The 25,026-nt window shown below is 47.5% G+C and carries 24 protein-coding genes; 19 read left to right on the forward strand and 5 right to left on the reverse strand.

Annotation, left to right across the window (positions count from 1 at the left end; genetic code table 11):
* The first annotated feature begins 52 nt into the window (after positions 1-52).
* The gene (locus B9D94_RS11890; RefSeq protein WP_036637233.1) at positions 53-301 is read left to right on the forward strand and encodes a GntR family transcriptional regulator; all 249 of its coding nucleotides are present in this window, start codon (positions 53-55) and stop codon (positions 299-301) included.
* A gap of 15 nt (positions 302-316) precedes the next feature.
* On the opposite strand, the gene B9D94_RS11895 is transcribed toward B9D94_RS11890, so the two are convergent.
* Together B9D94_RS11895 and B9D94_RS11900 are read right to left on the reverse strand one after the other, a co-directional pair.
* Positions 317-2,800, reverse strand: a complete 2,484-nt coding sequence (locus B9D94_RS11895; RefSeq protein ID WP_253806182.1) for a family 43 glycosylhydrolase — start codon at positions 2,798-2,800, stop codon at positions 317-319.
* Positions 2,801-2,971: 171 nt separating this feature from the next.
* On the reverse strand, positions 2,972-4,408 hold the full coding sequence (locus tag B9D94_RS11900; RefSeq protein WP_148247089.1) for an MDR family MFS transporter: 1,437 nt from the start codon (positions 4,406-4,408) through the stop codon (positions 2,972-2,974).
* A 226-nt stretch (positions 4,409-4,634) separates the two neighbouring features.
* Here B9D94_RS11900 and B9D94_RS11905 point away from each other — a divergent pair, with 226 nt between their 5' ends.
* From B9D94_RS11905 to B9D94_RS11940, 7 genes are all read left to right on the forward strand, one after another.
* Positions 4,635-5,012, forward strand: coding sequence for a winged helix-turn-helix transcriptional regulator (locus tag B9D94_RS11905; RefSeq protein WP_006210901.1), 378 nt, complete (start codon positions 4,635-4,637; stop codon positions 5,010-5,012).
* 419 nt (positions 5,013-5,431) lie between these two features.
* Positions 5,432-5,833 (forward strand): hypothetical protein, encoded by a 402-nt coding sequence (locus tag B9D94_RS11910; RefSeq protein WP_253806140.1) that lies wholly within the window; start codon positions 5,432-5,434, stop codon positions 5,831-5,833.
* Between the two features lie 276 nt (positions 5,834-6,109).
* The gene (locus B9D94_RS11915) at positions 6,110-6,922 is read left to right on the forward strand and encodes an aminoglycoside phosphotransferase family protein (RefSeq protein ID WP_148247091.1); all 813 of its coding nucleotides are present in this window, start codon (positions 6,110-6,112) and stop codon (positions 6,920-6,922) included.
* 540 nt (positions 6,923-7,462) lie between these two features.
* A complete protein-coding gene (locus B9D94_RS11920; RefSeq protein WP_148247092.1) occupies positions 7,463-7,981 on the forward strand; it encodes a hypothetical protein in 519 nt (172 codons plus the stop codon).
* 403 nt (positions 7,982-8,384) lie between these two features.
* Entirely contained in the window at positions 8,385-9,341 is a 957-nt protein-coding gene (locus tag B9D94_RS11925) for an acetamidase/formamidase family protein (protein WP_148247093.1), read from the forward strand.
* A gap of 309 nt (positions 9,342-9,650) precedes the next feature.
* Positions 9,651-10,697 carry an ATP synthase beta subunit C-terminal domain-containing protein gene (locus B9D94_RS11935; RefSeq protein ID WP_006210895.1) on the forward strand — a complete coding sequence of 349 codons (1,047 nt, stop codon included), beginning with the start codon at positions 9,651-9,653 and terminating at the stop codon, positions 10,695-10,697.
* Positions 10,698-10,929: 232 nt separating this feature from the next.
* A complete protein-coding gene (locus tag B9D94_RS11940; protein WP_036637241.1) occupies positions 10,930-11,403 on the forward strand; it encodes a hypothetical protein in 474 nt (157 codons plus the stop codon).
* 90 nt (positions 11,404-11,493) lie between these two features.
* Here B9D94_RS11940 and B9D94_RS11945 read toward each other — a convergent pair whose 3' ends face one another.
* Positions 11,494-12,453 (reverse strand): DNA-3-methyladenine glycosylase 2, encoded by a 960-nt coding sequence (locus B9D94_RS11945; RefSeq protein ID WP_253806183.1) that lies wholly within the window; start codon positions 12,451-12,453, stop codon positions 11,494-11,496.
* A gap of 249 nt (positions 12,454-12,702) precedes the next feature.
* Here B9D94_RS11945 and B9D94_RS11950 point away from each other — a divergent pair, with 249 nt between their 5' ends.
* The 10 genes from B9D94_RS11950 (at position 12,703) to B9D94_RS11990 (ending at position 19,839) form a co-directional block, all read left to right on the forward strand.
* Positions 12,703-13,305 (forward strand): bifunctional transcriptional activator/DNA repair enzyme AdaA, encoded by a 603-nt coding sequence (locus B9D94_RS11950; RefSeq protein ID WP_006210893.1) that lies wholly within the window; start codon positions 12,703-12,705, stop codon positions 13,303-13,305.
* Positions 13,292-13,837: a methylated-DNA--[protein]-cysteine S-methyltransferase gene (locus B9D94_RS11955; protein WP_148247095.1), complete on the forward strand. Its 546-nt coding sequence runs from the start codon at positions 13,292-13,294 to the stop codon at positions 13,835-13,837. The genes B9D94_RS11950 and B9D94_RS11955 overlap by 14 nt, the downstream gene beginning before the upstream one ends.
* Positions 13,830-14,543 (forward strand): 2OG-Fe(II) oxygenase, encoded by a 714-nt coding sequence (locus B9D94_RS11960; protein ID WP_006210891.1) that lies wholly within the window; start codon positions 13,830-13,832, stop codon positions 14,541-14,543. Before B9D94_RS11955 ends, B9D94_RS11960 begins: the two co-directional genes overlap by 8 nt.
* An 89-nt stretch (positions 14,544-14,632) precedes the next feature.
* Positions 14,633-15,451, forward strand: coding sequence for an SPL family radical SAM protein (locus B9D94_RS11965; protein ID WP_148248765.1), 819 nt, complete (start codon positions 14,633-14,635; stop codon positions 15,449-15,451).
* Between the two features lie 241 nt (positions 15,452-15,692).
* A complete protein-coding gene (locus B9D94_RS11970; protein ID WP_148247096.1) occupies positions 15,693-16,250 on the forward strand; it encodes a GNAT family N-acetyltransferase in 558 nt (185 codons plus the stop codon).
* A 40-nt stretch (positions 16,251-16,290) separates the two neighbouring features.
* Positions 16,291-16,863 carry a P-loop nucleotide/nucleoside kinase family protein gene (locus B9D94_RS11975; RefSeq protein ID WP_148247097.1) on the forward strand — a complete coding sequence of 191 codons (573 nt, stop codon included), beginning with the start codon at positions 16,291-16,293 and terminating at the stop codon, positions 16,861-16,863.
* Positions 16,864-16,901: 38 nt separating this feature from the next.
* Positions 16,902-17,420 carry a hypothetical protein gene (locus B9D94_RS11980; protein ID WP_253806141.1) on the forward strand — a complete coding sequence of 173 codons (519 nt, stop codon included), beginning with the start codon at positions 16,902-16,904 and terminating at the stop codon, positions 17,418-17,420.
* A gap of 113 nt (positions 17,421-17,533) precedes the next feature.
* Complete coding sequence (locus B9D94_RS11985) at positions 17,534-18,142, forward strand: YdcF family protein (protein ID WP_006210886.1); 609 nt, start codon at positions 17,534-17,536, stop codon at positions 18,140-18,142.
* A 494-nt stretch (positions 18,143-18,636) separates the two neighbouring features.
* A complete protein-coding gene (locus B9D94_RS30960) occupies positions 18,637-18,783 on the forward strand; it encodes a hypothetical protein (RefSeq protein ID WP_006210885.1) in 147 nt (48 codons plus the stop codon).
* 24 nt (positions 18,784-18,807) lie between these two features.
* Positions 18,808-19,839 (forward strand): aminoglycoside phosphotransferase family protein, encoded by a 1,032-nt coding sequence (locus tag B9D94_RS11990; protein ID WP_148247098.1) that lies wholly within the window; start codon positions 18,808-18,810, stop codon positions 19,837-19,839.
* Between the two features lie 506 nt (positions 19,840-20,345).
* Here the strand turns inward: B9D94_RS11990 and B9D94_RS11995 are convergent.
* Positions 20,346-22,670 carry an Ig-like domain-containing protein gene (locus B9D94_RS11995; RefSeq protein ID WP_148247099.1) on the reverse strand — a complete coding sequence of 775 codons (2,325 nt, stop codon included), beginning with the start codon at positions 22,668-22,670 and terminating at the stop codon, positions 20,346-20,348.
* 163 nt (positions 22,671-22,833) lie between these two features.
* The gene (locus B9D94_RS12000) at positions 22,834-24,186 is read right to left on the reverse strand and encodes a cytochrome P450 (protein ID WP_253806142.1); all 1,353 of its coding nucleotides are present in this window, start codon (positions 24,184-24,186) and stop codon (positions 22,834-22,836) included.
* 198 nt (positions 24,187-24,384) lie between these two features.
* Between B9D94_RS12000 and B9D94_RS12005 the strand changes: the two genes are divergently transcribed.
* On the forward strand, positions 24,385-24,987 hold the full coding sequence (locus B9D94_RS12005; RefSeq protein ID WP_063480564.1) for a TetR/AcrR family transcriptional regulator: 603 nt from the start codon (positions 24,385-24,387) through the stop codon (positions 24,985-24,987).
* Positions 24,988-25,026 lie beyond the last annotated feature (39 nt).

Below are 25,026 nucleotides of genomic sequence, written 5' to 3' on the forward strand. Positions count from 1 at the left end.
TTTTAAAATCTCATGTGTTCATTTAAGTATGTTGAGGAGAGGATGATCTATCGTGAAGGAGCTTCCTTTATACCAGCAAATACAATATAAAATCAGAGAACAGATCCAGCAGGGCAATCTGCGTCCGGGCGACCGCATCCCGTCCGAGAAAGAACTGGCCATGCGGTTTCATGTCAGTGTCATCACGACCAGGAATGCGCTCGCTGGTCTGGCCGAGGAGGGCGTAGTTACCCGCATAAAGGGAAAAGGTACCTTCGTGGCAGGCGTATCTCCGCTTTGGGATTTCTCGCTTGATGGATGACCTTACCCTTAAGCCTTAAGGATTTACCTTAACATTATCAAAACGGGCATTGCTGTTCATTACACGGAGTCCGACTTTGCCGTGGGTAAATGGATTCATACTGGTATCCGTATAGTCGATAACAGGAGATACACCATGATTTACATAAATTTTAATATGGGTTCCGCTAGTGACAACCTTCAGATGATGCCAGCTATCGGCGGGCAGGCTCATGGCTGCAAAGTCGAGCGCTTGGTAACCGTAATTCATTTTGCCAAGATGCACACCCTGGGCAGTGATATGAGCATAGTAACCCTGCAGATAATCCGGGTTGTTAACAAAGGCCTTGCCGCTCGCCGGATTGTTGACACGGACAACAATTCCCGCGTCTCCCGTTGATGTCAGCCGCCTGATATCCGCCTCAACCGAATAATCACTCCAGAGGCTGCTGCCGATTACCGTTTTGCCAAAGGAGCCTGCCCCTGTTCCTGCATACTCTCCGTTAACAACCGACCAGTCGCCCTCGTAGCGAGTCCATCCATTGTCGTTGCCGTCATTGAAATCATCGTTGATGGAGGTGACTGCGTCCGCGCGCGAGAAGGTGAGCGAGCTTAAATCGTATTCCCCGCTGACCGTTTCAAGCCGCAATTCATGATGGCCGGCAGTCAAATATATACGCTTGCCGCTGGTTAACCGCCAGTTCTCCCAATCTCCCGTGCTGGGGACAGGAACGGGCCCGGTAAGATCTTCGGCTCCATTCCAGAGACGGAACTGCGTATTGGGGAACGTCGTTGCTGCCCGCAGACTCAGATCATAATACCCGGTCTCCGCAACGTTGACACGATATTTGAGCCATTCGCCCGGCTGGTTCCAGCCGATGACATATTTCCCTTCAGACGCCGAAGATCGAATATCAACATGTTCATTCCGGTAAGCGCCGCCCGTGTTCCCTTGACTGAGATCATGGTATGCTGTTCCTTCGCCGCCCTGCATGTAATGAACGGCTTCGATGGTGCCGTCAACGGGCTTATAGGTATTCCATGCACTGCTGCCACCGACTTTGTTGCTAAAGGCAGCATAGCCGAAATCGGCATGGACATTCGACGTGGCATACCCGATCTTGCCTCCGGCCAGACCGGTGATGTTCCGGGTCTGCTTTTTCATGCCATCAACAAAGATGGAGAAGCTGGAATCCTTTTTCTCCACACGGATCTGATGCCATTTCGTATAATTGAAACCCGAAGGTAAGGAAGCATATTCCCATCCCTGACTCACGCCGCCAATGACAAAGTCGGTTTCGAGCCGGTTTAAGCTTCGGTTCAGGACGGCCGTTCCGTAGTTGGATTCATCCTGATATGAAAATACGACGCCGTACACAGGCGTATTGCCAGAGCCTTGCTTCATCTGTTTGGTATGGAACTCGGCCGTATAATCGGCTTCCGTAGCATTGGCCGTTACTTGACGGTACCAAGAAGCATTGCCGATGGTATCTTGCCACATGAGTTCCTGATTATAGATCCCCCAAGTGCCTCCTCCAACATTGATCCATTGGTTTCCGATCGTTGTCCGGTTAAAGCGATCTGCAAACAACGGCAGCTCCGGATTGGTTTGCTCCGATGACGTCGGTCCGAGCACAAGCATTCGGTCCCCGTTCCACACGATTCGATCCAGATTCATCCTTCGTCCCGGATAAACCGAATTTCCTTCATGCGCATGGCTGTGATAAACCATATAGTCCGAATCCAGATCAGGTCCGCGCACAAGGGAGTTGTGCCCAAGGCCGACATGATGGCCTTCCGTTTCAAGGAGAACGGGATTCTGGCCGGACGCGGGCACGAATGCGTGGGTTGCGTTGTTGCTGACAGCATAATCGACCCGGTATGCCGTACTCCATACATGATTGCCGGTATAGGTCATGAAATACTTGTTATTGCGCTTAAGGACGGTAGGACCCTCAGTCCAGCCGTTCATGCTGAGACCGGTCGACACCGCAGAACCAAAGGAAGTAGGGCTGTTCATTGGCCAGGCCATGATCTGATTGGACCCGGTTGCATAAAAGGTCCACTGTCCGTTGTCGTCAACGAAAACAGAACCGTCAATCCCCATGCCCACATTGCCAGTAACCGGAACGAACGGACCGAGGGGACTGTCGCTTTTCAGCACATAATGCCCTCCTCCTCCCGGTGATGTGTACATATAGAAATTTCCGTCCACATGATAGAATACCTCAGGAGCATAAGCGGCTTTGGTAATCGGATCTGTTGCGCATAGACCGCGGTAGGCCCAATTGACAAGATCGGGGGAAGACCACACTTTGATGCCGGACTGGTGGTCAACCGTACTGACATACAGATAATACGTTCCGTTGAATTTGAGGATGTAAGGGTCGCCCTCACCGTAGAAATCGTTATTGTTCCAACGCCAGGAATCCGTTAAATGAAATGGATTACTGTAGGCAAAAGCCTGTACCGGGAACAGGAACGCAGTTGCGAGCGCAGCCATCCCAAGCAGCAGTTTCACGAATTTCAATGTTTGATCAGCTCCAATCAGAAGAATATATGGCTGAGAACTCGGAAATCAAACGATGGACTGTATGAAGTTCACCTCCGTTCCTTTAATATGGGAAACGTTTACATTGAACGTAGTATAGCAGAACAGATGCAATGCCGTTATACCTAATCAACTATAAAATCAGGAGTCCAAGCCTCGTGCATCTGGTTGGTCAATGGCTTCATCCGTTAGAGCGGTTGGTTTACGGATCAATAACCCCATGACAACACCAACAATGGACACTGCCGTTACAACAAGGAAGGTGAACGAGAACGCATCTGCCCAGATTTCAACTTGCGGTATTGCACGAGATGAAGCTGATACACGAGCTGTCAACAAGGTTGAGAAGGCAGCCACCGCAAACGAGCCCATCACTTGCTGTGAAGCATTGTTCAAGGACGTAACGCGGTTGATCAGCGCTTGCGGTGCAGATTTCATAACAAATGCATTCAAAGACATGCCATACAATGCATGGCCGGAGCCTGCTAAGGTCATAGCGACAATTAACATTCCCATTCCGCTCCCCGAAGAAACTCTAGAGAGCAGGAAGGCCCCTAGCCCCAGAAGTGCCGTACCGATAATAACCAGCGGCTTTACGCTCATCCGGTCAAAGAGCCTACCGCCAATCTGCATGAGAACGATGCAGGCAATGGCCTGTGGAATCATGAGGAGCCCTGTATCAAATGCATTAAATCCCTTCACCTGCTGGAGGTAAACCGGAATGAGAAAGAAGTTTCCATAAAACGTAACGGCCGTTAGCCAAAGAATCAACATGGCGCTTGTAAAAGACCACGAACGGAATACACGCAGCTCGAGGAGCGGCTCGCTTGAGCGAAGTTCAACCAGAATAAATAGCAGAAGCGCCACTACGCCAACTGCAAGGCCGATGATGGTCTGCATGGAGTCCCATCCGGCATCGCCCCCTTGGTGCACGCCGTAGATGAGGGCTGCAAAAGCAAGAGGGCCGAAAATCATGCCGAGTTTATCCAGCTTGGCTTGAGCCTGACTCTCCAACTTAGGCAGATATCGCAGCCCGAGGCATATTCCTAAGATGCCTACAGGCACATTCACCCAGAATAGATAAGGCCAGCTTACGTAATCCACCAACCACCCGGCAAACACGGGCCCGATGGCTGGCGCAATAAGTATGGGAACGCCCAGGTATGAACCCATCACCGTGCCAATCTTGTCCGGAGGACTGATCCGAAAGACGATGGCATAACCAATCGGCATGACAATGCCTCCACCTAAACCTTGAAGTATGCGAAACAGTATAAATTGCTCAGCGTTAATTGAGAGTGCGCAAAGAATAGAGCAGATCGTAAAGATGGAGATTGCCAGAATGAACATGCGCCTGCCGCCAAAGCGGTCAGCCAGCCAGCCGGCTACCGGAATAATGGCCGCCTCGGCCAGTATATAACCCGTGGTTGCCCATTGCATTAAAGATAGTGGGCTTTGAAAGGTGTTCATTAGTTTCGGAATCGCCACATTCATGGCGGTCATATTCAGTAGGACCATAAACATGCCAATGATGATGGCGAATAAGGGCGCGCGGATTTCTTTAATCGTGGTCGACATTTCATCGTCTCCTCGTACTGTATATTGTTGTGCATAACCACATTTCCGGATATATGGCTATTCGAAGAGAATCGCGCGATTCAGAGTGTCGATTCAAGAATGCACCTTGATCAACAGCTATGTGCCAAATTATAATGACTCTAAACCAACAAGAACAGTAGGCAATATTTATTGATAAGATCATTTATTATAGACCAACTTACTTTAGGTTAGGGCGGGTGATGGTTTGAGCGAGCATTCAGAACATAACGAAGAATATGAAGTATGCACGGAGGTTATTGGCGAGGTTTTGAAAATAGTTGCCGTGAAACGGGCCGTCCACGTGATTGGAGAACTGCATGACGGTCCTCAGCGGTTTAACCGCTTACGCCGGAATTTGGGCAACATCAGTACGCAATCGTTGACGGTGATCCTGAGACATTTGGAACAGAACGGAATCATTCAACGGCAAGTCATGCCAACCATGCCGGTTACGGTTGAGTATTCCTTAACGGAGCAGGGAAGAGAATTTGAAGACGTTCTCAATGTGATACATGATTGGGGAGCATCCAGGAGGGAGCATCGAACTTCATTAGGAAAGGCGAGTTCCTTATCCGAGAAATAGCAAACAGAGATCGCAGAAACCGCGTATATCGCGGTTTTTGTGTTGTACGGATACTTGGCCATAGCGAAGATAAGTATTTACGAAGTGGAGAAATACACATAATATGGAGTTATTGGAAAAGTCGGTGAGTCTTTGCAGGCGGTGAAGCACAAGGGAACTGAAGAAAGCGATCAATACCTACAAGGTCATTAAGGTGCCGGATGTGAAAGCCGAGCCCAAATTGCCATAAGAGATAACCGTTAAGTCTGGTGAGCGAATTTATCCTATATCACCCGAAGGAGCTTTCCATAATGATGAAAAATGCCATGGTCCTATTCTGTATATGTTTGATGTTAATGGTCTGTAAATCTAACGTCGATAGCGTTGATACTCCACCTTATGAGGGTCCACCCTTTGAGGGTAGGAGCCTAGTTATTGGTTTGATTGGAGAAACTCCGAACATAAGGGAAGAGAATATAGATTTTGAGGAAGTCACGTTCAAACAATTAGAGGAGGGGTTATCGTCTGACCTTGACGCTATTTTCATTACGAAAGAGTTTCTAGTGGAGGCTTCCAATCCACAATATGCAAAAGTCTATCACCATTCGGACATCCCTTTTTTCTATATCGAGTCTAAGAAATCACACGTCCCCTTTACAATTGAGGAGTTATCGTATGCCGATGTTCCTGATCTTTCAGCTTACGCTTATGCCACGGGTTACTATGGCGAGGAATCTCATTACTGGGAATATGGGTTATACAACGATGTACGCAATGAGTCCAATATCCAGGATGTCTATTCCCGAATCTTTACAACGATTGAATCGCTGATGGTATACTAACAACGAACAGAAGAGGGTACTTGATTTAGGCTGAGGATCGTGGGAAACACGGAGGATTATAAATTACTGAGGTAATAACGGCTGCATGCATCTACATGGCAAGGCATGGTGAGTAAATTGCCAGAAATAGAAGGGAATATCTGACCAAGTTAGCGATGAAGCGATTAATGATATGGGAAGCTGGTGTGTTAGTGCGTGCAACCATCCAAGCGAAAGGCAGTGAGCAGGATAGATTTCCAAGCGCGTGAAATAAACTGGATGGAGAAAAGCGACCGAATGTTGTTATTGCTGGAAGATGATACCACACTAAGCGTAACTCCCCTGGATTCCGGGTTGGAGGCTGAGGTCATGAAAATCAGCTCACCCGAGTCTGATTTTGTCTTAAAGGTTTGGAATAAAGAGTCTCAGCCTAATGTGCAATTCCAATATGAAATCTTAAATGCCTTACACACGTATGGAAGTGCGGTTTCGAAACCTGTCGGCTGGGGTTATGGGGTGAATGGCCATCAAGTCCTGCTAACCAGTTACGATGGGACACCCATAGATAAAGTGGATCAGCCCAAACTTAAGAAGCTTGCGAAGAATTTGAATGATGTGCATAAGTTCCCGCTTGATCGTCTGACTGGTTCGGCGTTATCAAGCTACGACTTCATTGATTATTTTTATCCGCAAGTGGATCAGCACCCCGATATCCAGGATTTATTAGTGAAGCTGGTTCAGCGAGCAGACTTGAAGCCAGTGTGCATGATTCATGGGGATTACCATCTGGGCAATATTCTTGAGTCAGAAGGCAAGCTGACCGTGATCGATTGGACTAACGTCCAAATAGGTGACCCTAGATATGACATAGCCTGGTCCATTATCTTGATGTGGATTTATGTAAGTGAGAAGCGGGCCTCTTTCTACCGTGCTGCATTTTGTGCCGAGGGCCGATACGGGGAGGATGAGCTGGAACTATTCGAAGCCATCGCGTGTTTGCGAGGCATTCTGTTGTTTAGGGCGAATAATCTGCCGATTAGGCATGATACAATCTCAAGGCTCAAGTCCATTGTAACAACAAACCAATACTTGCATGGCAAGTTACTCTAAGATGGACCCCTAAATACCTGTGAACGAGAGGTCGCGTGATCGAACGTTTTTTGCACTTTAACGGACACAGGAGACGCTATTTGCTCCAAAAGGAACATTTGAACAAGATAACGGACCTCAGCCGCCTTATTCGGTACAAAATAGGGGAAATGGGCAAATACTTATGGTATAGCGTCTGCTCGGTCCGTTACATTTGCAAACGGCGCGAATTAATGTAAATAACGTCCGTGGAGTCCGTTATGCCATTGGTATGGCCTGATTGGAGTTTTTTGTTGCATGGCTTGCATGCTCGGTTGGATGCCTAAAATGACTATAATACGTTAGAGTACAATTAAAGTATATTCATGTGGGGGTTCTGGAGAGTGTGTTCATGTGGGGGTTCTGGAGAGTGAGTTCATGTGGGTATTTCAGTCATATGACCTTAATTGGGTCGCTTGGTTCGTGTGTTCGTATGGGATTCTCTCTACGTGACCCCGAGATTTCAATTACAACATCCTTTCGTACTGGGGCGTGACTATAATTTTGAGAAGACAAAATGTAATGATTGGCTTGGTTTTGGTTATTGGTATTGTTGTTCTATCAGCTTATTATCTTAGTAACGACAAGAAGCTGTATGGAAACGATGAGGGGTCCATCCAAAAAGTAATTCAGTCGATTGAGGGATACGAAAACAGGCAAATCGAGATTCTGGATTTATCCGATTTCCATGACAGCAGGGTGGTAGGATTCTTGTCCGACCAAAGGCCGGGGTATATTGAGTTTGCTCGAAATTCCAAAGGGAACTATGAATGGAAACATATAGAGACAGCGCATGATCCTGTCGGGTTGTTCATGCTGAATAATCCCAAGGAAGAGGTTCAAAAATGGATGGTTGTAACCCATCACGATAATCAAGTCGCCAAAATGCAAGTACGCATTAATGGGGAGTTGTTGGAGCAAACATTCGTCCCTAACCGTGCAGATGTGACTTATATTGAATTACCTCCGTCCGAAGATCAATCGTACACCTTCAGGGACTATAAGTTTTACGATGAACGCGGCATGCTGCTGGATGAATGATACAATGAACTCATAAGACTCATGAATCGATGGAACTATTTTTCAAGGGATCTCAGAATCCATGAATCTTCCTGATCTTCGAATCTGTGAAATTGAAGTTACGAGCCTACAAGGCTCCGAGCAAACCACAGCATAACAAACGGTAATACATGCCGTCTAAGTATAACTGAAGTTCCCACCCGTCCAGTCTATAGGATGGAGGCTGGGGACTTTTTTGTATCCAGATTTGAATGTCGATACCTTGCATCAACTAAACGCACATCTTAACGCGTAATTATAATTACTTCGAAGAGTAAATTTGTATTGACTTTTAGAGTAATATAAAATACTTTATAACGTAACAGGGTATAGCCTGCCTAGGTGCGGCGCTATTCTGATCATGGGTGTGAAGGGAGAAGAACCGATGTCGAACGTTCATAGGCTAAAACCGGATATTCACTCGCTTCATGGATTTTTCAGCAAAGAGCTGGAACCGGCTCTGTATATTCAGTCAGGGGACACTGTCCTCTATCAAACGTTGGATGCTTCCTGGGGGATTGCGAAGCGCTCTGCGCCAAGTGCGCCAAGAACGAAGTTCACTGAGCGTAAGCCGGGGCGGCAGGAGAAACAGTTTGGGCATGCATTGGTGGGGCCGGTACATATTGAAGGTGCAAAAGCTGGTGACACATTGGAGATCCAGATCAACGAGATTATTCCCGGATCATGGGGTTGGACCTCCGCCGGAGGTTTTCCAAGTTATTGGAACGAGAAGCTGGGGATGCGTGATGTTCAAGAAATCATGCTGGATTTTGAATTGGACGCCAAGACTTTGATAGGCCGGAGTCAATTCGGAACCTTCAAGTACAGCGTGGGTCTGAAACCTTTTATGGGTATAATGGGCATGCCGCCCGGAGAAGAAGGCCAGCATACGACTTTTATGCCGCGCCCCTATGGAGGTAACCTGGATTGCAAAGAGTTAACCGCCGGTTCCACCCTGTATTTGCCGATTCCGGTCGATGGCGGATTATTCTCTACAGGGGATGGTCACGCCGTGCAGGGGGACGGCGAAGTCAGCGGGCCTGCCCTGGAATGTCCCATGGAGAAGGTGAGTCTGACCTTTCATATCCGGGACGATATGCCGATTACGATGCCAAGAGCGAAGACGAGCACCGGTTGGCTAACGATGGGGTTTCATGAGGATCTGGACGAAGCGATGTGGATGGCTCTAAGCGGGATGCTTGACCTCATGACGGAACTCTACTCCATCACGCGAACAGAGGCGTACGCTTACGCCACATTGGCAGTAGATCTGCGCATAACTCAGATCGTGAATACGGCCAAGGGCGTGCACGCATTTTTGCCTTTTGGCGCATTAAGGTAAGAGGGGGGCTAATGATGGATGAAGCCCTCTGCCTTACATGCTCTGTAACAGCGAAAGTAGAACTGTGGAACGATCTGACGCTGTTGTCTTGCCCAGTCCTTATGATCCGTGGCATAAAACCAAGTCCTAGGTTATCATTAGAAGCAGTGGAAACAATACAAACAATCACTGCCTCAGGCCAAAATCGCGGAATTCGAGCAGTTTGATCACAACATTTTTGAACCGGATGTGGGGATGTTCGTCCGCACAGCAGATTTTTTTATGGAAAAAAGCACAAAATCAATCCACTATTAAAAAGGGTGTACGCACTTGGATAATCTGAAGCTCAATGTATCACTGTTACGACAAAGGGTTCCGAACCTGACTAGCGCCGCCAAATCCGTTGGACTGCGGCCTGCTACGGTCTCCAATCTGTGCACGGGAAAAATCCCCGTGGGACGGGCGGAAGTCCGCACCATTGCCGCACTGGCATCCCTGGCGAAATGCAGTTTAGATGAACTGATCCTGCGCGGGGAAAGGGTGGATATGATCGAAACAGGCATCAAGCCGCTCGATTTATTTGCTCCGCTGGCAAAAGGCGGCACCGTCGGTTTAGTCGCCCGTCCCGGAATGGGTCAGCTTGTGCTGCTGGGGGAATTGTTCCACCACTTCAAGGCGGGAGGTTATGTGACGATTCTGCTGAAGCCGGAAGGTGAATATCCGGAGCTGCAGGACATGCTTAATGATGTGCAGCGGGTGGCCAACTCTATAGAAGAAACTTATTCAATCGTGGCGAATACAAGTAGGGAGAAGGAGATTGTATTTGCAGCAGACCGGGAGCACGTCTTAACCGGGAAGATCTATGATCTTCAGGAACGTCTTCAACAAGAAGGCATTGAGAATGTCACGACTTTTCTTGTGGATCTAAAAGGGGCAGCTGTTGATGAGGATTTGCCTTACGGTCCCCTGGAGACGCTGTGGTATTTTGATGCGGACCTGGCTGCCAGACATATGTTTCCGGCCGTAAATCCGTTATACTCCACATCTTCCGTATTGGAAGGAGTCCATCTGGATCAGCATCACCTGTCGGTTCAGCAGCGTGCCCAGAAACTGCTGAGGCGTTACCGTGAGCTGCGTTCGCTGGTTCAAGTGCGAGGCCTGCAAGCCATTCCGGCATCCGAGACGGAAGTATATGAGCGGGGAGAACGGCTGGAAGCCTATCTTACGCAGCCTTTTTACGTTGCGGAAGCATATACCAGATTACAGGGCGAGCGGGTATCGCTGCTAGAAACACTAGATGACGTTCAGGCTATCCTAAATGGCAGTATGGATCATCGATCGGTGGAGAGTTTATCCTGGATCGGTACGATCAAATAACGGTAGAATAAGCTCTGTTTCAGCATAAAGTCGATTTTCTGAGTTTTTACATCGGGAATATCGGCTTTTTTGCATGAATCCGCATAATATAATCCGTATGCCCCATAGCTGACAGGTTAAGTCCATTATATAATATGTGCTAGTTTGCACCGTCCGGTTGGCGGCCAGCACAAGAAAGGTAGCCAGCGGTTCATGCGGGGAGAACGAGACCATACATAGAGGAGAAATGAAGATGAAGAGAAAAGGTTGGCTTATTGCATTCGCTGCAGCGTTGTTGTTAACGCTTATCGTGGTGCCGGTTCAGCAGTCTTTCAGTGCAGAGGGAAACCCGACGGCTACTGCCATTACACAAAGTGCCCTGAACGATCAATTCCATCTGGATCATGTGGTGAAAATTTATGTCCCTTCCACCGTGAAAGGGGACATCCCGATTACAGATGCGGCACATCAGAAGTTTGTTGACCAGACCTTGACTAAATTGTCCGGTTGGTTTGGCGGTGCTACCGCGATTCCGGGTGAAGGCGCGTGGGTGGACAACCATAAAACCCTGATCAAGGAAAAAGTTACGATTGTGTACGCTTTTGCCGAAAAACTCGACAAGGATTCGCTCAATCAAGTGGTGGATTATGCAAAAAAGCTGAAGGACGATCTGGCACAATCCGCGATCTCGCTTGAGGTTGACGGCAAATTATATTTCATCGAATAGGTATTCGAGATAGAAATCATCGCTAAGAAAGGGATGTCTCCTTACAGACTGCGCCGCAGTTGTGGGAGATATCCCTTTTTCTATCTGCGATTAATAGAGAAACCTCCAGAGGTAAAAGGTAGCGTAGGATTCCCAGTTCGCCCATGCTGCCGATAGTGCCAGAATCTTCTTCTTTGTCGGTTTCTTCTCCGAACCCAGCAGATGTTTGATGGCATTGTGCAGCCCGACATCGTCGATGGGGAATGCCGCGGGCATCCGGAGGCAGCGCATCAGCACATAGTTGGCCGTCCACGGACCGATGCCGCGAATGCTTACAAGTTGTTTCTCAGCTTCTACTAAGCTATTGGTATCAAGCAACTGCTTTTTCGTCAATTCTCCTTCCGCCATAAGCTGTGCCACCCCGATGAGGTACTCGCATTTTTTCACGGTCATACGGAGCCCCTCCAGGTCCTGCACGTTTAGATGTGCGATGTCCTCGGGCCGGGGAAACAACCAGTAAATCTCTCCTTCACATTCCACGCGGCGGCCAAAAGCCTCGACGAATCGTCTTTTTAACGTATATGCATAAGTCAGGTTAATCTGCTGTCCCAGAATACCCCAACACAGCGCCTCGAACAGGTCGGGGATGCCCATGTTGCGCAGTCCATAGAAGGAATGAAGGGCTCGACTGAGCAGAGGGTCATTCTGTGCCATGGCGTAGAAGGGAACCAGATTGGTGTTCAGATCAAACCAGTCCCGGATATAAATCGCCACTTCCGCACGCTTGCTCCATTCCGTTGGGGCAGTATCACCCAGAAACCGTACAAGGATAGCCTGTTCTTGAGGCAGCTCGCTAACTTCAATGACCGTCGTCTCTGAATCGAGAGAAAGCGCTCTGTAAATCGCGTCATGTTGAATATGATAGAGACATTCGTTTGGCGATCTCTGCAAATAATGGAGGTTCTCGGTAAAACTGAATTCCTTCGGCACGTGCAGCTTTAACGAATGCTGAAGATTCTCCCAGCTGTCCTGGGGAAGAAAACGGCCATATGTGTCTTGTTCCTGAGCCATGTCCCCGTTATAGTGGGCGGTTTGGCCCGGCGGCAGCTTCTTCAGAAATATGGGGTCTTGCGCAGGGATTGTGCCGCTTGGCATAGGTTTTGAATCTCGCATGTTCACCGGTTCCTTTCCTTCATAAACTTATCTATACTAGTTGTAACATAAATGCGGATCGTATAATTTTGTTATCTTGCTCTTCTATTCCAAAAAGCGTACAGCGAATCCATCCTGTGGTTATAATGTTAGCGGAGGTGAGGAAACGTGGCAAACCGAATTCAGCCAACCGAAGCACAGTGGAAGGCCATCATCAGCAATGATAAAGAGAGTGACGGCAAGTTTTTCTACGCGGTGCAGACAACCGGGATTTTCTGCCGGCCATCCTGTAAATCCAGACCCCCGAAATTTGAAAATGTGCGCGTGTTCCAATCCCCGGATGAAGCGAGGGCCGAACGCTTCCGACCATGCAAACGGTGCAAGCCGACAGGGGAACGTCTACCGGACCATGAATGGATTGAGCTGGTTACGGAGTATATCGACAACCACTACACGGAGCATTTGACACTCGATGTATTGGCCGATGTGAGCCACGGCAGCCCGTATCATCTGCACCGGATATTTAAACGCGTAAAAGGGTTGACCCCGATGGAGTACATCCAGGATTACCGGATGGACAAAGCCAAGGCGCTCCTTAGGGATTCCGGATTAACCATTTCGGATATCGGCCATAAGGTGGGTTTGGACAACACGGCTTATTTTATCACCTTGTTTAAGAAGAAGACGGGGGTTACTCCACTCCGTTATCGCGGGCAATATGTGTTGAATAATACAAGCATGGAGGTGCAGGATCATAATGAAATCCGATAATACAATAATCTACTGGACTCGACTGACTCATGACAACTGGAATGTATATCTGGCGGCTACGAAGGAAGGATTATGTTATGTCGGCTCGCAGGATAAGCCGTTAGAAGAGTTAGCGGACTGGGTGAACGCCAGGTTCCCTGGCAGCGAGCTTATGAGGGATGATGCGAAAATGCAGGTATATTCGGAAGAGTTAGCCGAGTATTTTCAGGGGAACAGAGACCGGTTCGAAATGCCTATGGATTACAAAGGTACCGCCTTTCAATCGGCTGTATGGAATGCGTTATGCCATATTCCGTATGGCGAGACCTATACGTATACGGACATCGCCAACCAGATTGGAAAGCCGGCCGCGGTTCGTGCCGTTGGAGCGGCTATCGGAGCCAATCCATTGCTTATAACCGTGCCGTGCCACCGGGTAATTGGCAAGAGCGGGGCTTTGACCGGTTATCGCGGAGGGCTTGAGATGAAGACCTGGCTGCTTCAGCTGGAGCGCGGGCGTGTCCCGGTGAAGGAGACCGCGGAGTATGTCTAGATCGTTGCAGGAGCGAATCTCGGGACTACATTGGGAAGGGATACAGGGAGCTTTGGATGAGCAGGGATATGCTGTCATTCCAAAGCTTCTGCTGCCTGAGGAATGTACAGAGATCATAAACACTTATTCGGAAGAGGAGCGGTTTCGCAATACCATTGACATGGCCAGACACCGCTTTGGGGTTGGGGAGTACAAGTACTATCAGGCCCCGCTGCCAGGACTCCTGCAACAGCTTCGGGAAGGCTTCTATCCTGAGCTTGCACTGACAGCCAACCGCTGGCTGACGCAGCTGGGAAGCGAGGAGCGGTACCCTGGGACCTTGGCTGAGTTCCTTGAGATGTGCCATTCGCAAGGGCAGGGGCGCTCTACACCGCTCATTTTGAAATATGAGAAGGGCGGCTACAACTGTCTGCATCAGGATTTGTATGGAGATGAATTCTTCCCGTTCCAAGTGGTATTCGTGCTGAATGAGAAGGAAGTCGATTACGCGGGCGGAGAGTTTCTGTTGGTTGAACAGCGGCCGCGGGCACAGAGCCGGGGGCATGTCATTACTTTGGAACAGGGCGCGGGACTGATTTTTCCGACCAACCATCGGCCCGTTCAGGGGACCCGAGGGTATTACCGAACCACGCTGCGGCACGGCGTTAGCACCATCACGGCAGGGACCAGGTACAGCCTAGGGATTATTTTTCATGATGCGAAGTAAAAGGGTTCATAAGTGGGGTGGATTCCCCGGCCAGGATGCCTGGAGAGACATGGTATAATAGAAGAAAGTGCAGAAACGGGGTGTTTGAGATTAAAAGTGAAGTGCTCTATAAGACCCCCAAGACCCTGTTGAATAAAGGAACGGGATTTCTGAACGGATACAGCCATACTTTAAATCCGTACACAGGCTGTACCTTCGCTTGTTCTTATTGTTATGTCCGGCAAATGCCGGTATCGATCTTTCGCAATGGGGAGTGGGGCAGCTGGGTTGACGTTAAGCTGGAATCTGCCGCCATTCTGCGCAAAGAACTGAAACGTGCCAAAACGAAGGGGCCCGTTACGATCTTCATGTCTTCCAGCACCGATCCGTATCAGCCGGTCGAGGCCAAGGAACAAGTAACTCGCGCGCTGCTTGAGGTCATGGTCGGCGAACCGCCGGATTTCCTGTTCGTGCAGACACGAAGTCCCTTAGTCCGGCGGGATATCGATCTGCTGCAGCAGTTAGGAGATCGGGTGCGGGTCAGCATGACGGTTGAGACCGACCGTGAGGACATCCGCAAGCATTTTACGCCATCTGCACCGCCGGTCCAAGCCAGACTGAAAACATTGGAGCTGCTGAGAGATGCTGGAATTCCCGCTCAGGCAGCGATCGCTCCCGTGCTTCCGAGCACGGCGGCTTTTCCCGAGATACTGCGGCCGCTTGTGAATCGCGTGTGCATCGACGATTATTTCATGGGCGACGGCAGCGGCGGGAAACGGACGAAGAGGCTGCCTGTTCAGGTGCTGTATGAAGAGCTTGGACTTGAGGAATGGTACGATCCAGCTGCCTATCAGATCGTTTATGATCGGTTTAGCCAGGCGTTTCCGAAGGAGCAGTTATTCGTGAGCCAACAGGGCTTTGAGCCTTAAGAGGCCGGGGTTGGCGAGTCTGCGGGTGATGGCTTCGTGGATTCGCTAGTTTGTAAGATCATAGAAATTATCTGTTTGGTCGGGATGAGAAATCCGGCCTTTTTTGTCATGTTTAGCCATAGATGATTATGGTATGATAGGCGAAAATAACCAGTATTGCGCCGAGGAGCGAGTGACAATAGAGAGCGACGACCGGGATCCAGGGCAGTTCAATACTTTTTTATGAAAGAGGCGAAGTGAAATGATATATGACGAGATCAATAAAACGATGACGACGGAGAGATTATTGCTTCGCTTATTCAGGGAATCGGATGCTGAAACAGTTGTCAGGCTATGCAATAACTACAATATATATAAAAGCACACTCACGCTGCCATACCCTTATACACTTGATTGTGCTTTGTCATGGATAGAACATCATATACAAAATTTTGATGCGGATAAGTCATATGAATTTGCTGTTTGTGACAGGCACACAGGGACGGTATATGGTGCAATCGCATTAACTAATCATCAGCGCTATGATAATGGAGAAATTGCTTATTGGATTGGTGAAGAGTACTGGGGAAAGGGATATGCAACAGAAGCTTCCAAAGCTATATTGGACTTTGCCTTTCAGGTGAAACATTATCATAAGGTCTATGCGCGGCATTTTGCTTCGAATCCGGCATCCGGGCAAGTCATACAAAAAACAGGCATGAAACAAGAAGGGGTCTTGATCGATCATGTGAAGAAAGAAAATCACTATGAGGATCTTGTCTACTACGGCATTGTGAAAAATGAATACCAAGAGATTTGATTGATACAGCAATATGGTCTAAGGGAGGGCGTTTCATAACATGATCATACTCATAAGCGGGGTGAGCTGCACGGGTAAGACCTATATGGCTCAAAGATTACTTGAGAAATATCACGTTCCTTATCTTTCGATTGACCATTTAAAAATGGGGTTATACAGAGCGGATCAAAATTGCGGGTTCACGCCGCTGGATTCAACTGAATACATCGGTGAGAAATTATGGCCGATCCTCAAAGGGATCATCATGACCAATATCGAGAATAATCAGAATTTAATTATCGAGGGCTGCTATGTACTGCCTCACCACCTTCAGGATTTGGAGCCATCTTATTCGGAACAAATCATCCCGGTTTTTTTAGGATTCTCAACCACGTACATTGAGCGGAATTTTTATTCCAACATCGTGAAACACAGAGAGGCTATTGAAGCGCGTGTATATCCTGAAGAGGGAACGGCTGCAGACTTTATTCATGAGCATAAGCCATTCCGTGAAAAATGTTCGGCATTCGAAGTTGCGTATTTTGAAATGGAAGAGAACTATGAAGAGGAAATTTCAAAAGTATATGATTTCATAGACCGTGAAAAGCAGAAAATCGAATCGGCTGCGTTATGATGCCATTATCTAACAAAAACGCAATGGTTATATCCGTGATGTTGATTGTGATCTGCCTTTGGTTTTTATTTGCAGGGCCGCTAAGAAAAGAAAGTGTATATAACCAAATCGAAGAAGCTATTCATTCCTTGGAGACCGATTTGAATGAGGTGCTGCATATACACATGGATAGAGCAAGAACACTTGTGTTTTTTTCAACAATCCAAAGCGAAGTCGGGGTAGTAACAGTAGAAGAGGCTTACGGGGGTTTTAGAGTAAAAGAGTATATCGGAAAGAATGAAGTGGGTTTGGAAAATGATCTGAGCTGGTTTGGTTTCGAATCCAACTCGGAAAATATTCATATGCTGTACGGGGTTGTGAATAATCCGGAAACCAGCCATATCTTGCTGTTGAGTGAGGAAAATAAAGCAGCCACTATAATAGAAAACAATTCTCTGACGGTATGGTACGCACTTATGAAAGATGATTTAAACTCACCGATCACGATCCGAAGTTTCAATAAAGAGGGAGAGAAGTTGTATGAAACGGGAGATCCCGAGTATTGGAGCAAACAGTAGGGACCTGAACGATACATCGAAGCTCAGGTATGGGATGATCGCATGGTGGTCCCTTTTCTTTGAAAGATTGCAGGCATGGTTTGCCATCAACACAATAAATGGGAGGTGCTCGTATGCTGATCTCACAGATGAAACCAGAGGCATTATCGAGAGAACAGATTACCAAAGTGGTGTTTGGAGTGGAATCCGAAGTTGATGACGGCACACAGTTGGCAGATATCATCTTTGTATTTGGAGGCAAAAATCTGGATCGAGTGTGGAAAGCGGTTGAACTGTACAACGATGGTCGCGCACCCTATATTTTATTTGCTGGCGGAGATCGATTCGGTGAATGGGATCAACCAGAGGCGACCATGATGCGAGATGAAGCCGTGAAGATGGGGGTTCCACCGGAGTCCATCTTCATTGAAACGATGTCTAACCATACCAAAGAGAATGTGATAGCTTCCCTGATCGTACTCGACCGGGCCCTTGGATTACAGCAAATCCAGCGGTTGTTGTTTGTCAGCGCGCCCAGTCATATGCGCCGATGCCAGCTCCTGCTCAAGACCTTCATGCCGCCTTGGTATGAGTTTGTCTGGAGCCCGGACCATCGTGCCAAAGGGAGAAGAGATAATTGGTGGACCGAGCCTGTTGAAGTGAAACGAGCGATGGGTGAACTCCATAAAGTGATCAGTGGCGTAAAGGGCCGATATTTTATGGATGCGGAAATTGATATTTGAAAAATGTCAGAATTTTCGCTGTGTGTATGCGGTTCTTCGATGAAGGTTCGAACTTGTTGGAGAGCAGCTTACCAAATAAAGTTTGTTTATATTTATATTTTACATTGAGTACCCGTAAGTGATTATGCCAAACTATGGATGTGTAAGGGCATTTCAATTCTTGTTTCTTATGAAAGGAGATGTTTTAAATGACTGCTAATATGGTAATGGTGGTTTTCCCTTAACCGAATATCAGGCATAGTAAGTTCCAATCTTTGATTATAGCTTGGAATGAGATCCATCGGGAACACCACCGTGTTTTGTTGCTATGCCGTAATCAGTAACCTTTCGTGAATACTGCTGTTAAGCGGGATACGATGACGGTCGTATCCCTTTTTGATTATAAGCCGACTTTTGGCTTTTCGCCGCGAAACAGCAGCTTCTTAGGAGGCTGCGTGTTCGTGGTATTTTTATGCCCGAAAACAACTCTGATTTTGTAGGAGGGGATCGGTTCAATGACTGATTTGAAACCATACGCCTATATCGAAGCGGAACCGCTGCCGATAGGTGTAATACCCGGAAGGGTTACGGAACTTCAGCGAGTTTCGCGCATTGTCAAATTGCTGCCTCGCGTGGCAAAAGGCGATTGCCATGCGACATAAGGGTAAAAGGGAGGCTACAATTAAATGAACAACCATGATGAAAAATTCGTAAATCCCCAAATACTGGTACTTGTTTTGAGTAAAATGCTCGACAAGACGGTAGTACGCGCAGATTATCAACTCAAAGAGTTGCAAGGCGGGACATTAGGGGATGTTAGGCTTGTTACGGGGATGGCTGAAACCTCCGACGGTGAGAGTCTGCCGTATAAGGTGGTGTGGAAAACACAGAAAAAATGGGAACGCCACGGCGACCCTGATTCATGGCGGAGGGAATACGACCTCTATGTATCGGATTTCGGAAAGTTTTTCACGGATTCTCTCCGCTGGCCAGAATGTTATTACGGGGAAATGAACGGTGATGAGATACAGTTATGGATGGAACATATTGAGGGGGTGTCAGGCTTAAATCTAACCCCCGAAATGTATGAACGTGCAGCCGAGGAATTGGGGCGGTTTCAAGGCAAGCTATATGCTAAGCAATCGGATGTATTACTGAATCTGATCAATGTAAGCGAGGTTGACTTCGTAAAAAGCTCCTATCTGCGGTATCAGTCGTGGAAAGTTTTGTATGATTATATACGCTCCGACGACTGCGAAATTCCGAAGCACCTATGTAAAATGCTCATAGATATAGATAACCATGCGGACGAAATATTCAGTCGCATTGAAAAGCTGCCAATTGTGTTTTGCCATAGAGATTTTTGGGTGGCAAACATATTCTACTCGGACAGGAAAATCGCACTCATCGACTGGGATACCGCTGGATGGGGGTACATGGGTGAGGACATCGCGAGTTTAATAGCGGACGAAGCGGACGTCTGTCATATGGTTGAATACTACCAAAAATGCATTCCGGCTTATTACAGGGGCTTTTCGGAATATGTGGATGTGTCCCATATCACCGATCATTGTGTCCATGAACTAATCCTTACTATGTTCGGATACAGGCTTGTGGAATGGTATACTTCCGCGGAGTCGCCCGAGGATAAATCAATACACCTTGATACCTTGCAAAAAATTTATGAAATGAGGAATATATCGATAAAATTTGATTAAAAACCTTATCAACATAGAATATTTCCTGAAAAATACAAAGATTGATTTTAAAAAGGGAATATTAGTGAACAGCCTTGTCAGAAATTATCTATATGCGGATAAAAATCCAATGTTTCATGTGAAGATATTTGTACAAGTTAAGTAGATTTGATAAAGAAACCTCTCTGTAATGGCGGTGATTACAACCTCCATTACCATAGAGAGGTTTCTGTTTGGTTTCCTACTCCAACGAAGAAGGCGGAATCATGCTGGAGAAGCGAAAGCGGTCCCCTTTGTCACCGGTTTTCAACCATATCATAGGATAATAAGAAATCTGGGGGCAACAGGGATCGGAAGCATGATCCGCATGCGTAGTGATGGATTACACAAAGGATGAATCGGACGAAAAAGTGGATGTGCTGCTGCGTAACATCAACTATGCCCCTATGATGTCACGATGTTCTCATCCACGATACAGAAGTGAATATGCCAAACCGCCCGAGCTTATGCCTGGGCGGTTTTTTGTATCAAGGCCCCCATGTCACCGTCGGGTATGGAAGCTGATCGTAGGCGCTGGCCCAATAATAGGAGTCGGCCATGATTCGCCGCGGCAGGAAGCCGATTTGGCCTCGGGATACGGGGACCGATTCGGATTGGGATTGGAACACGCCAGCCGCATTCGCCGCGGCATTCACGTACTTGCCGGCCATATGAGTGAAGCGTCCGCTGATTTTGGCGGTTACCGGCAGTCTTGTTTCCATATCCACCATCTTCACGGTTACTTTGGCCGTACCGGAGGAATAGACGATGGTCATGTGGTCGATGACCATGGGTTTCATCGCGGAGGGAGCCGTCGTTGCGGTGGTCGCTGCGCTGGGGGCTCCTTCATTGCCGCTAATATCCACGGCCGTGATTTTATAATAATAGGTCGTATCCGGCAGGAGCCCCGTATCTGTGTAATTGAGCCCTTTCGAAGTCCCTGCGTAAGTATCCGGCCCAATGTTAAAAGCGGCATCGGTTCCCCTGTAGACACGATACTCATTCACGGCAGAGTTATCCGCTGCCATATCGTAGGATATGTTAATCCGTTGAAAATCAAAAGTAACTGCTTCTGCCCCGCTGACCGTACTCGGCGGTTCTTGATCCGAAGGAGGCTGCCATGTGTAGCCGCCCGGCCCCCACTGGCTTGGAAAATCAACGATGGACGAGTAATGATGGAGGGCGATTCCTCCAAACGCCGGGTCGCTCAGAAAAGCGTTGTACGCCTTGTTTAACTCCTGTTCCATGTAGATGCGTCCTTCTTCATGAAAGCTGATGGTCTCAGGATCTCCGCCATCCGCGATATCTTTTGTCTCAACCCCGATCACAACCGATTTCGGTTTGCCAATCGCATTGGCATAGGCCAGCTCATTCAGCGCTTGTGCAATAATGCCCGCACTGCCCTCCGCCTGATCGCGGTAATCCATAATCGAGATGTAGTCCACCGTGTCCTGAACATGCTCAGACAGCCATTTGGTTCCTCCGTTCCATGCGATATTGCTGGCATCGGCGGAGGTGTCGTACCATCTTGGAATGGCCGCGCCGACGGACAAGGTGAGACCAGATGCCTGTTTGCGTTCCATCAGCAGTTTCAGCATATCCAGGTACTGGATTTGGACGGAAGGTTTTGCCGTTTTGAAATCGGGCAGGATATACGGCTCCGTATCCACGTTTACGCCATCAAAGCGGGCCAATTCGGAGGAAGCCAGGTTGTAATTCAAGATTTGCTCGAATTCCTTGACGGCATGAGGGTGATAACGACTATACGCTCCGAAATAAGGTGGAGTGGTGCCGCCGGCGATTAATGCTTGAACATAGAAACCTTCGCCGTGTGCCCATTCTACGAATTGTTGAACCTCGCCTCGGTAATCCTCCAGCATGGCAGCTCCGTTATATTTACCTACAGCTAAATAAAGGGTCGTAATCGGCCGTTGATTAAACGTAGCTGTATCCTTGGCCATAGAAGAGAGCACGCTTCGCGAATTCGGATTCAGCACCAGTGGATAGGAGGCATTCTCCCAGATCCAGATTGCACGGTCCTGATCCGGCAGCGGCTCAGGACCATAGGTGGTGCTTGTTACCGTTTCAGGATACACGGCATCGGTAACAGCAGCAGAATTATCACCTTCGTTAATGGGTAATGGATTACCGGAACTTGCATAAACCGTTAAGCTATAGCCTGTATTGCCATACGTATCGGTGGCGCGGGCTTCCAGGCTGTGAACCTGCTGCGGGGATGGACACGTGTCAAATTCGTATGTGTATCCATTATGTGCGGAAGGAATTTGCATCCATGCTCCGCCGTCGATGCGGAGCTCAACCAGGGCTATCGGGTTTTTACCCTCGGCTGATATGTCAACCTCAATGGTGTCGTTCTGCTGTGTAAACTCAGCAGGGCTGGTAATCTGCACTTCCGGAATATGAGCCGCAGGATTATCGATGTTAAGGTGGATCCAAGGAGACCAGATGCCATATCGTGTTACCGCGTCGTTTGCTTTAAGGACGATCTCGACCGAGCCATCCAGCTGACTTGTATCGAGTGAGTAAGACCAGGACCCGCTGTCATCCCCATTGGGATCATCCATCCGAACGTCCGTTACCCATTCACCGTTAACGATGAGCTGGAGATCATATACACCGGAGTAGGTTCCGAATAACTCAGTCACACCCGGCTGCAGCGTTTGCCCGTCCTGATGAGAATCCAACGTAATCAATGCAGCGGCCTGAGCATGGGGGATTGGAACACCAATTGTCGCCATCAGAACTGCCGCCAGAAACAAGAGCCCGCACCTGCGTAAATGTGAAAGCATCATTTTATTCACATCCTTGTCAGTATGATGTAAATCTAATTGACTCAACGGCAGCCGAAATGACGTTACTAACATAAAAATACAAATCTGTGTTATTTTGAAGCGTTTACTTTTTAATATTACAAAAATAAACGATTAGAACCGATGTTGGATTCGTGTTAAGTTATTATTTTTTAAGGCAAGCAGGTACGACTCCATATTCGATAACCCGATGAATGGTACCACGTACGTCAACTCGTTCAAATGTGCCATGATCCAGACTTATATGCATGGGCATGCCGTGAACGGGCCGCATCATCAGATTCGGAGTGATTTTTGCATTACGTACTAATGAAAAATTAAATCGTTGAAGAAGAACAGCGAGGACGATCTTAAGTTCTTGCATGGCGAAGTGCCAACCTATACACATATGAGGTCCTGCACTAAATGGTAAGAATTCAAACGCAGATGGTTTAATGGTCTGCCACCGGTAGGGTTTAAAATAATTTGGGTCCTCGTAAAGCTCAGGGAGACGATGTGTAATGAATTGGCTGAAAAATACATTGGTGCCCTCCGGAAGGGCGTAACCATCCAGCTCACAAGGGGCATTTGTAATGCGGGTACCGATGCTAGCTGGAGGAAGCAAACGTAAACTCTCTTTGACAACATAGTCCAGCAGGGAGAGTCGACTTAGTTTCTCATGTGTCAGATGGCTTCCACCCATCACGGCGTTTAATTCTTCCATTAAGTTTGCATATATATTCGGGTGCTGTACCAGTAGAAAAAATGCCCAAGTCAAAGCATTTGCAGTGGTTTCATGACCCGCTGTATAGATTGAGAATGCATGTCCGACTAATTCTTCATCCGATAATGCTGAGCCCTCCTCATCATGTCCTCTAATAAGTGCTGCTAGTACATCCGTTGCATCAGACTCCTGTCGTTTCTCATGAATCATGGACCGTATTTGAGTATTAAGCTGCTGTGCATTACGTAGTGAGCGACGATATGGAGTGAAAGGAATATTGAGTGGAGCAAGCGTGGCAAGCAGAAAAGACTTCGTAAACCGGTTAATCAGCATCCCCATCGTATCCATCATTTCACTATTTTGAACACCGAATAACGTTTTAAGGGCGATGCGCTGCGTTAACTTTTTCATTTCAGTGTTAACGTCAATCAGGGTACGACCTCTCCATTCGTCTGCCAACTGTTCCGTTATTAACGTCATGTCCTGGCCGTATCTTTCAATTTGACTGTGCAGAAAGGCGGGCTGTATCAGGCGACGATGCTCTTTGTGCTTTTCACCGCTCATCAACAGCAGATTATGGTAGAACAAATCCCCCATAACCGTGTCTTTGGGTATTTTAACAAGAGCCGTGCTCATCTCAAAGAAGTTCGGGTTGGATAGAATTTGACGGTTCAGCTCAGGACCAAACGCAAATACAGCTGAAGGTTTGACGCTTTGCCCCAGGGCCGAAAGTTTACCATACCCTTCTAACAATTTTTGTTGAAATGCGAAAGGGCTGCGAAAAAAGTGAAACATATTGATCCTCCAGCCGAAGGCGGAATGGGGTCCAGGGATTCGGTTCATGATCACACTTCCTTTCTTATATAATTTGTAATGAAATGTTTCATATAATTCATAATAAATTCACGAAGAGAATTAAGCAAGGTATTTTTGAACTATATGAATTGCATTATTACAAAACATTCAGTATAGTTTTATACGAGAGGTGAGAAGATGAACGGCTATCAACTACGCACGGAGAAGAAAAAAGAACAAATTATGAAGACAGCCTTTGATTTGATAAGCAAATATGGAGTGGATAAGACAAGTATTACAGAAATTTCCAAACAAGCTCGCGTGTCTCCCGTCTCCATTTATAATTATTTTGGCAGTAAGGAAGAGCTTATACGTATGACGTTTATCGATTATATGAGTAAAATCATGAACGAGTATGAGAAGCTCCTGGAAGAGCCTATCCCTTTTCAAGAAAAATTAAAATTGTTGTTGGGGTCAAGAATGAACAGCGTGGATCAAATCAATGTGGATCTTATTCAAATCAGCAATGAACCGTCTGTTCGGGAGCATATCGAGGCTTTTTACAAGGAAAGGACGATTCCCTTTTTTGTGAAATTGATTGAGCAAGGCAAGCAGGAAGGAGATATTGATCCCCATATTTCGATAGAAGCGGCTTTGTTCTATATTCAAGTGTTTAAGGATGCGCTAGCGCGTCCGGGATTCATTGCACAAGCAAGCCCAGCTATGCTTCGGGATATTGATCGACTATTCTACTATGGGTTGATTGGGAGAGGGGAGCATTCTGGGGGAGAGAGAACTTAGTGAGATTGTTGATATAGGAATTAGGCAGACAACCTTTGG

This window comes from Paenibacillus sp. Cedars, assembly GCF_003184205.1.
Lineage (GTDB): Bacteria > Bacillota > Bacilli > Paenibacillales > Paenibacillaceae > Paenibacillus_AQ > Paenibacillus_AQ glucanolyticus.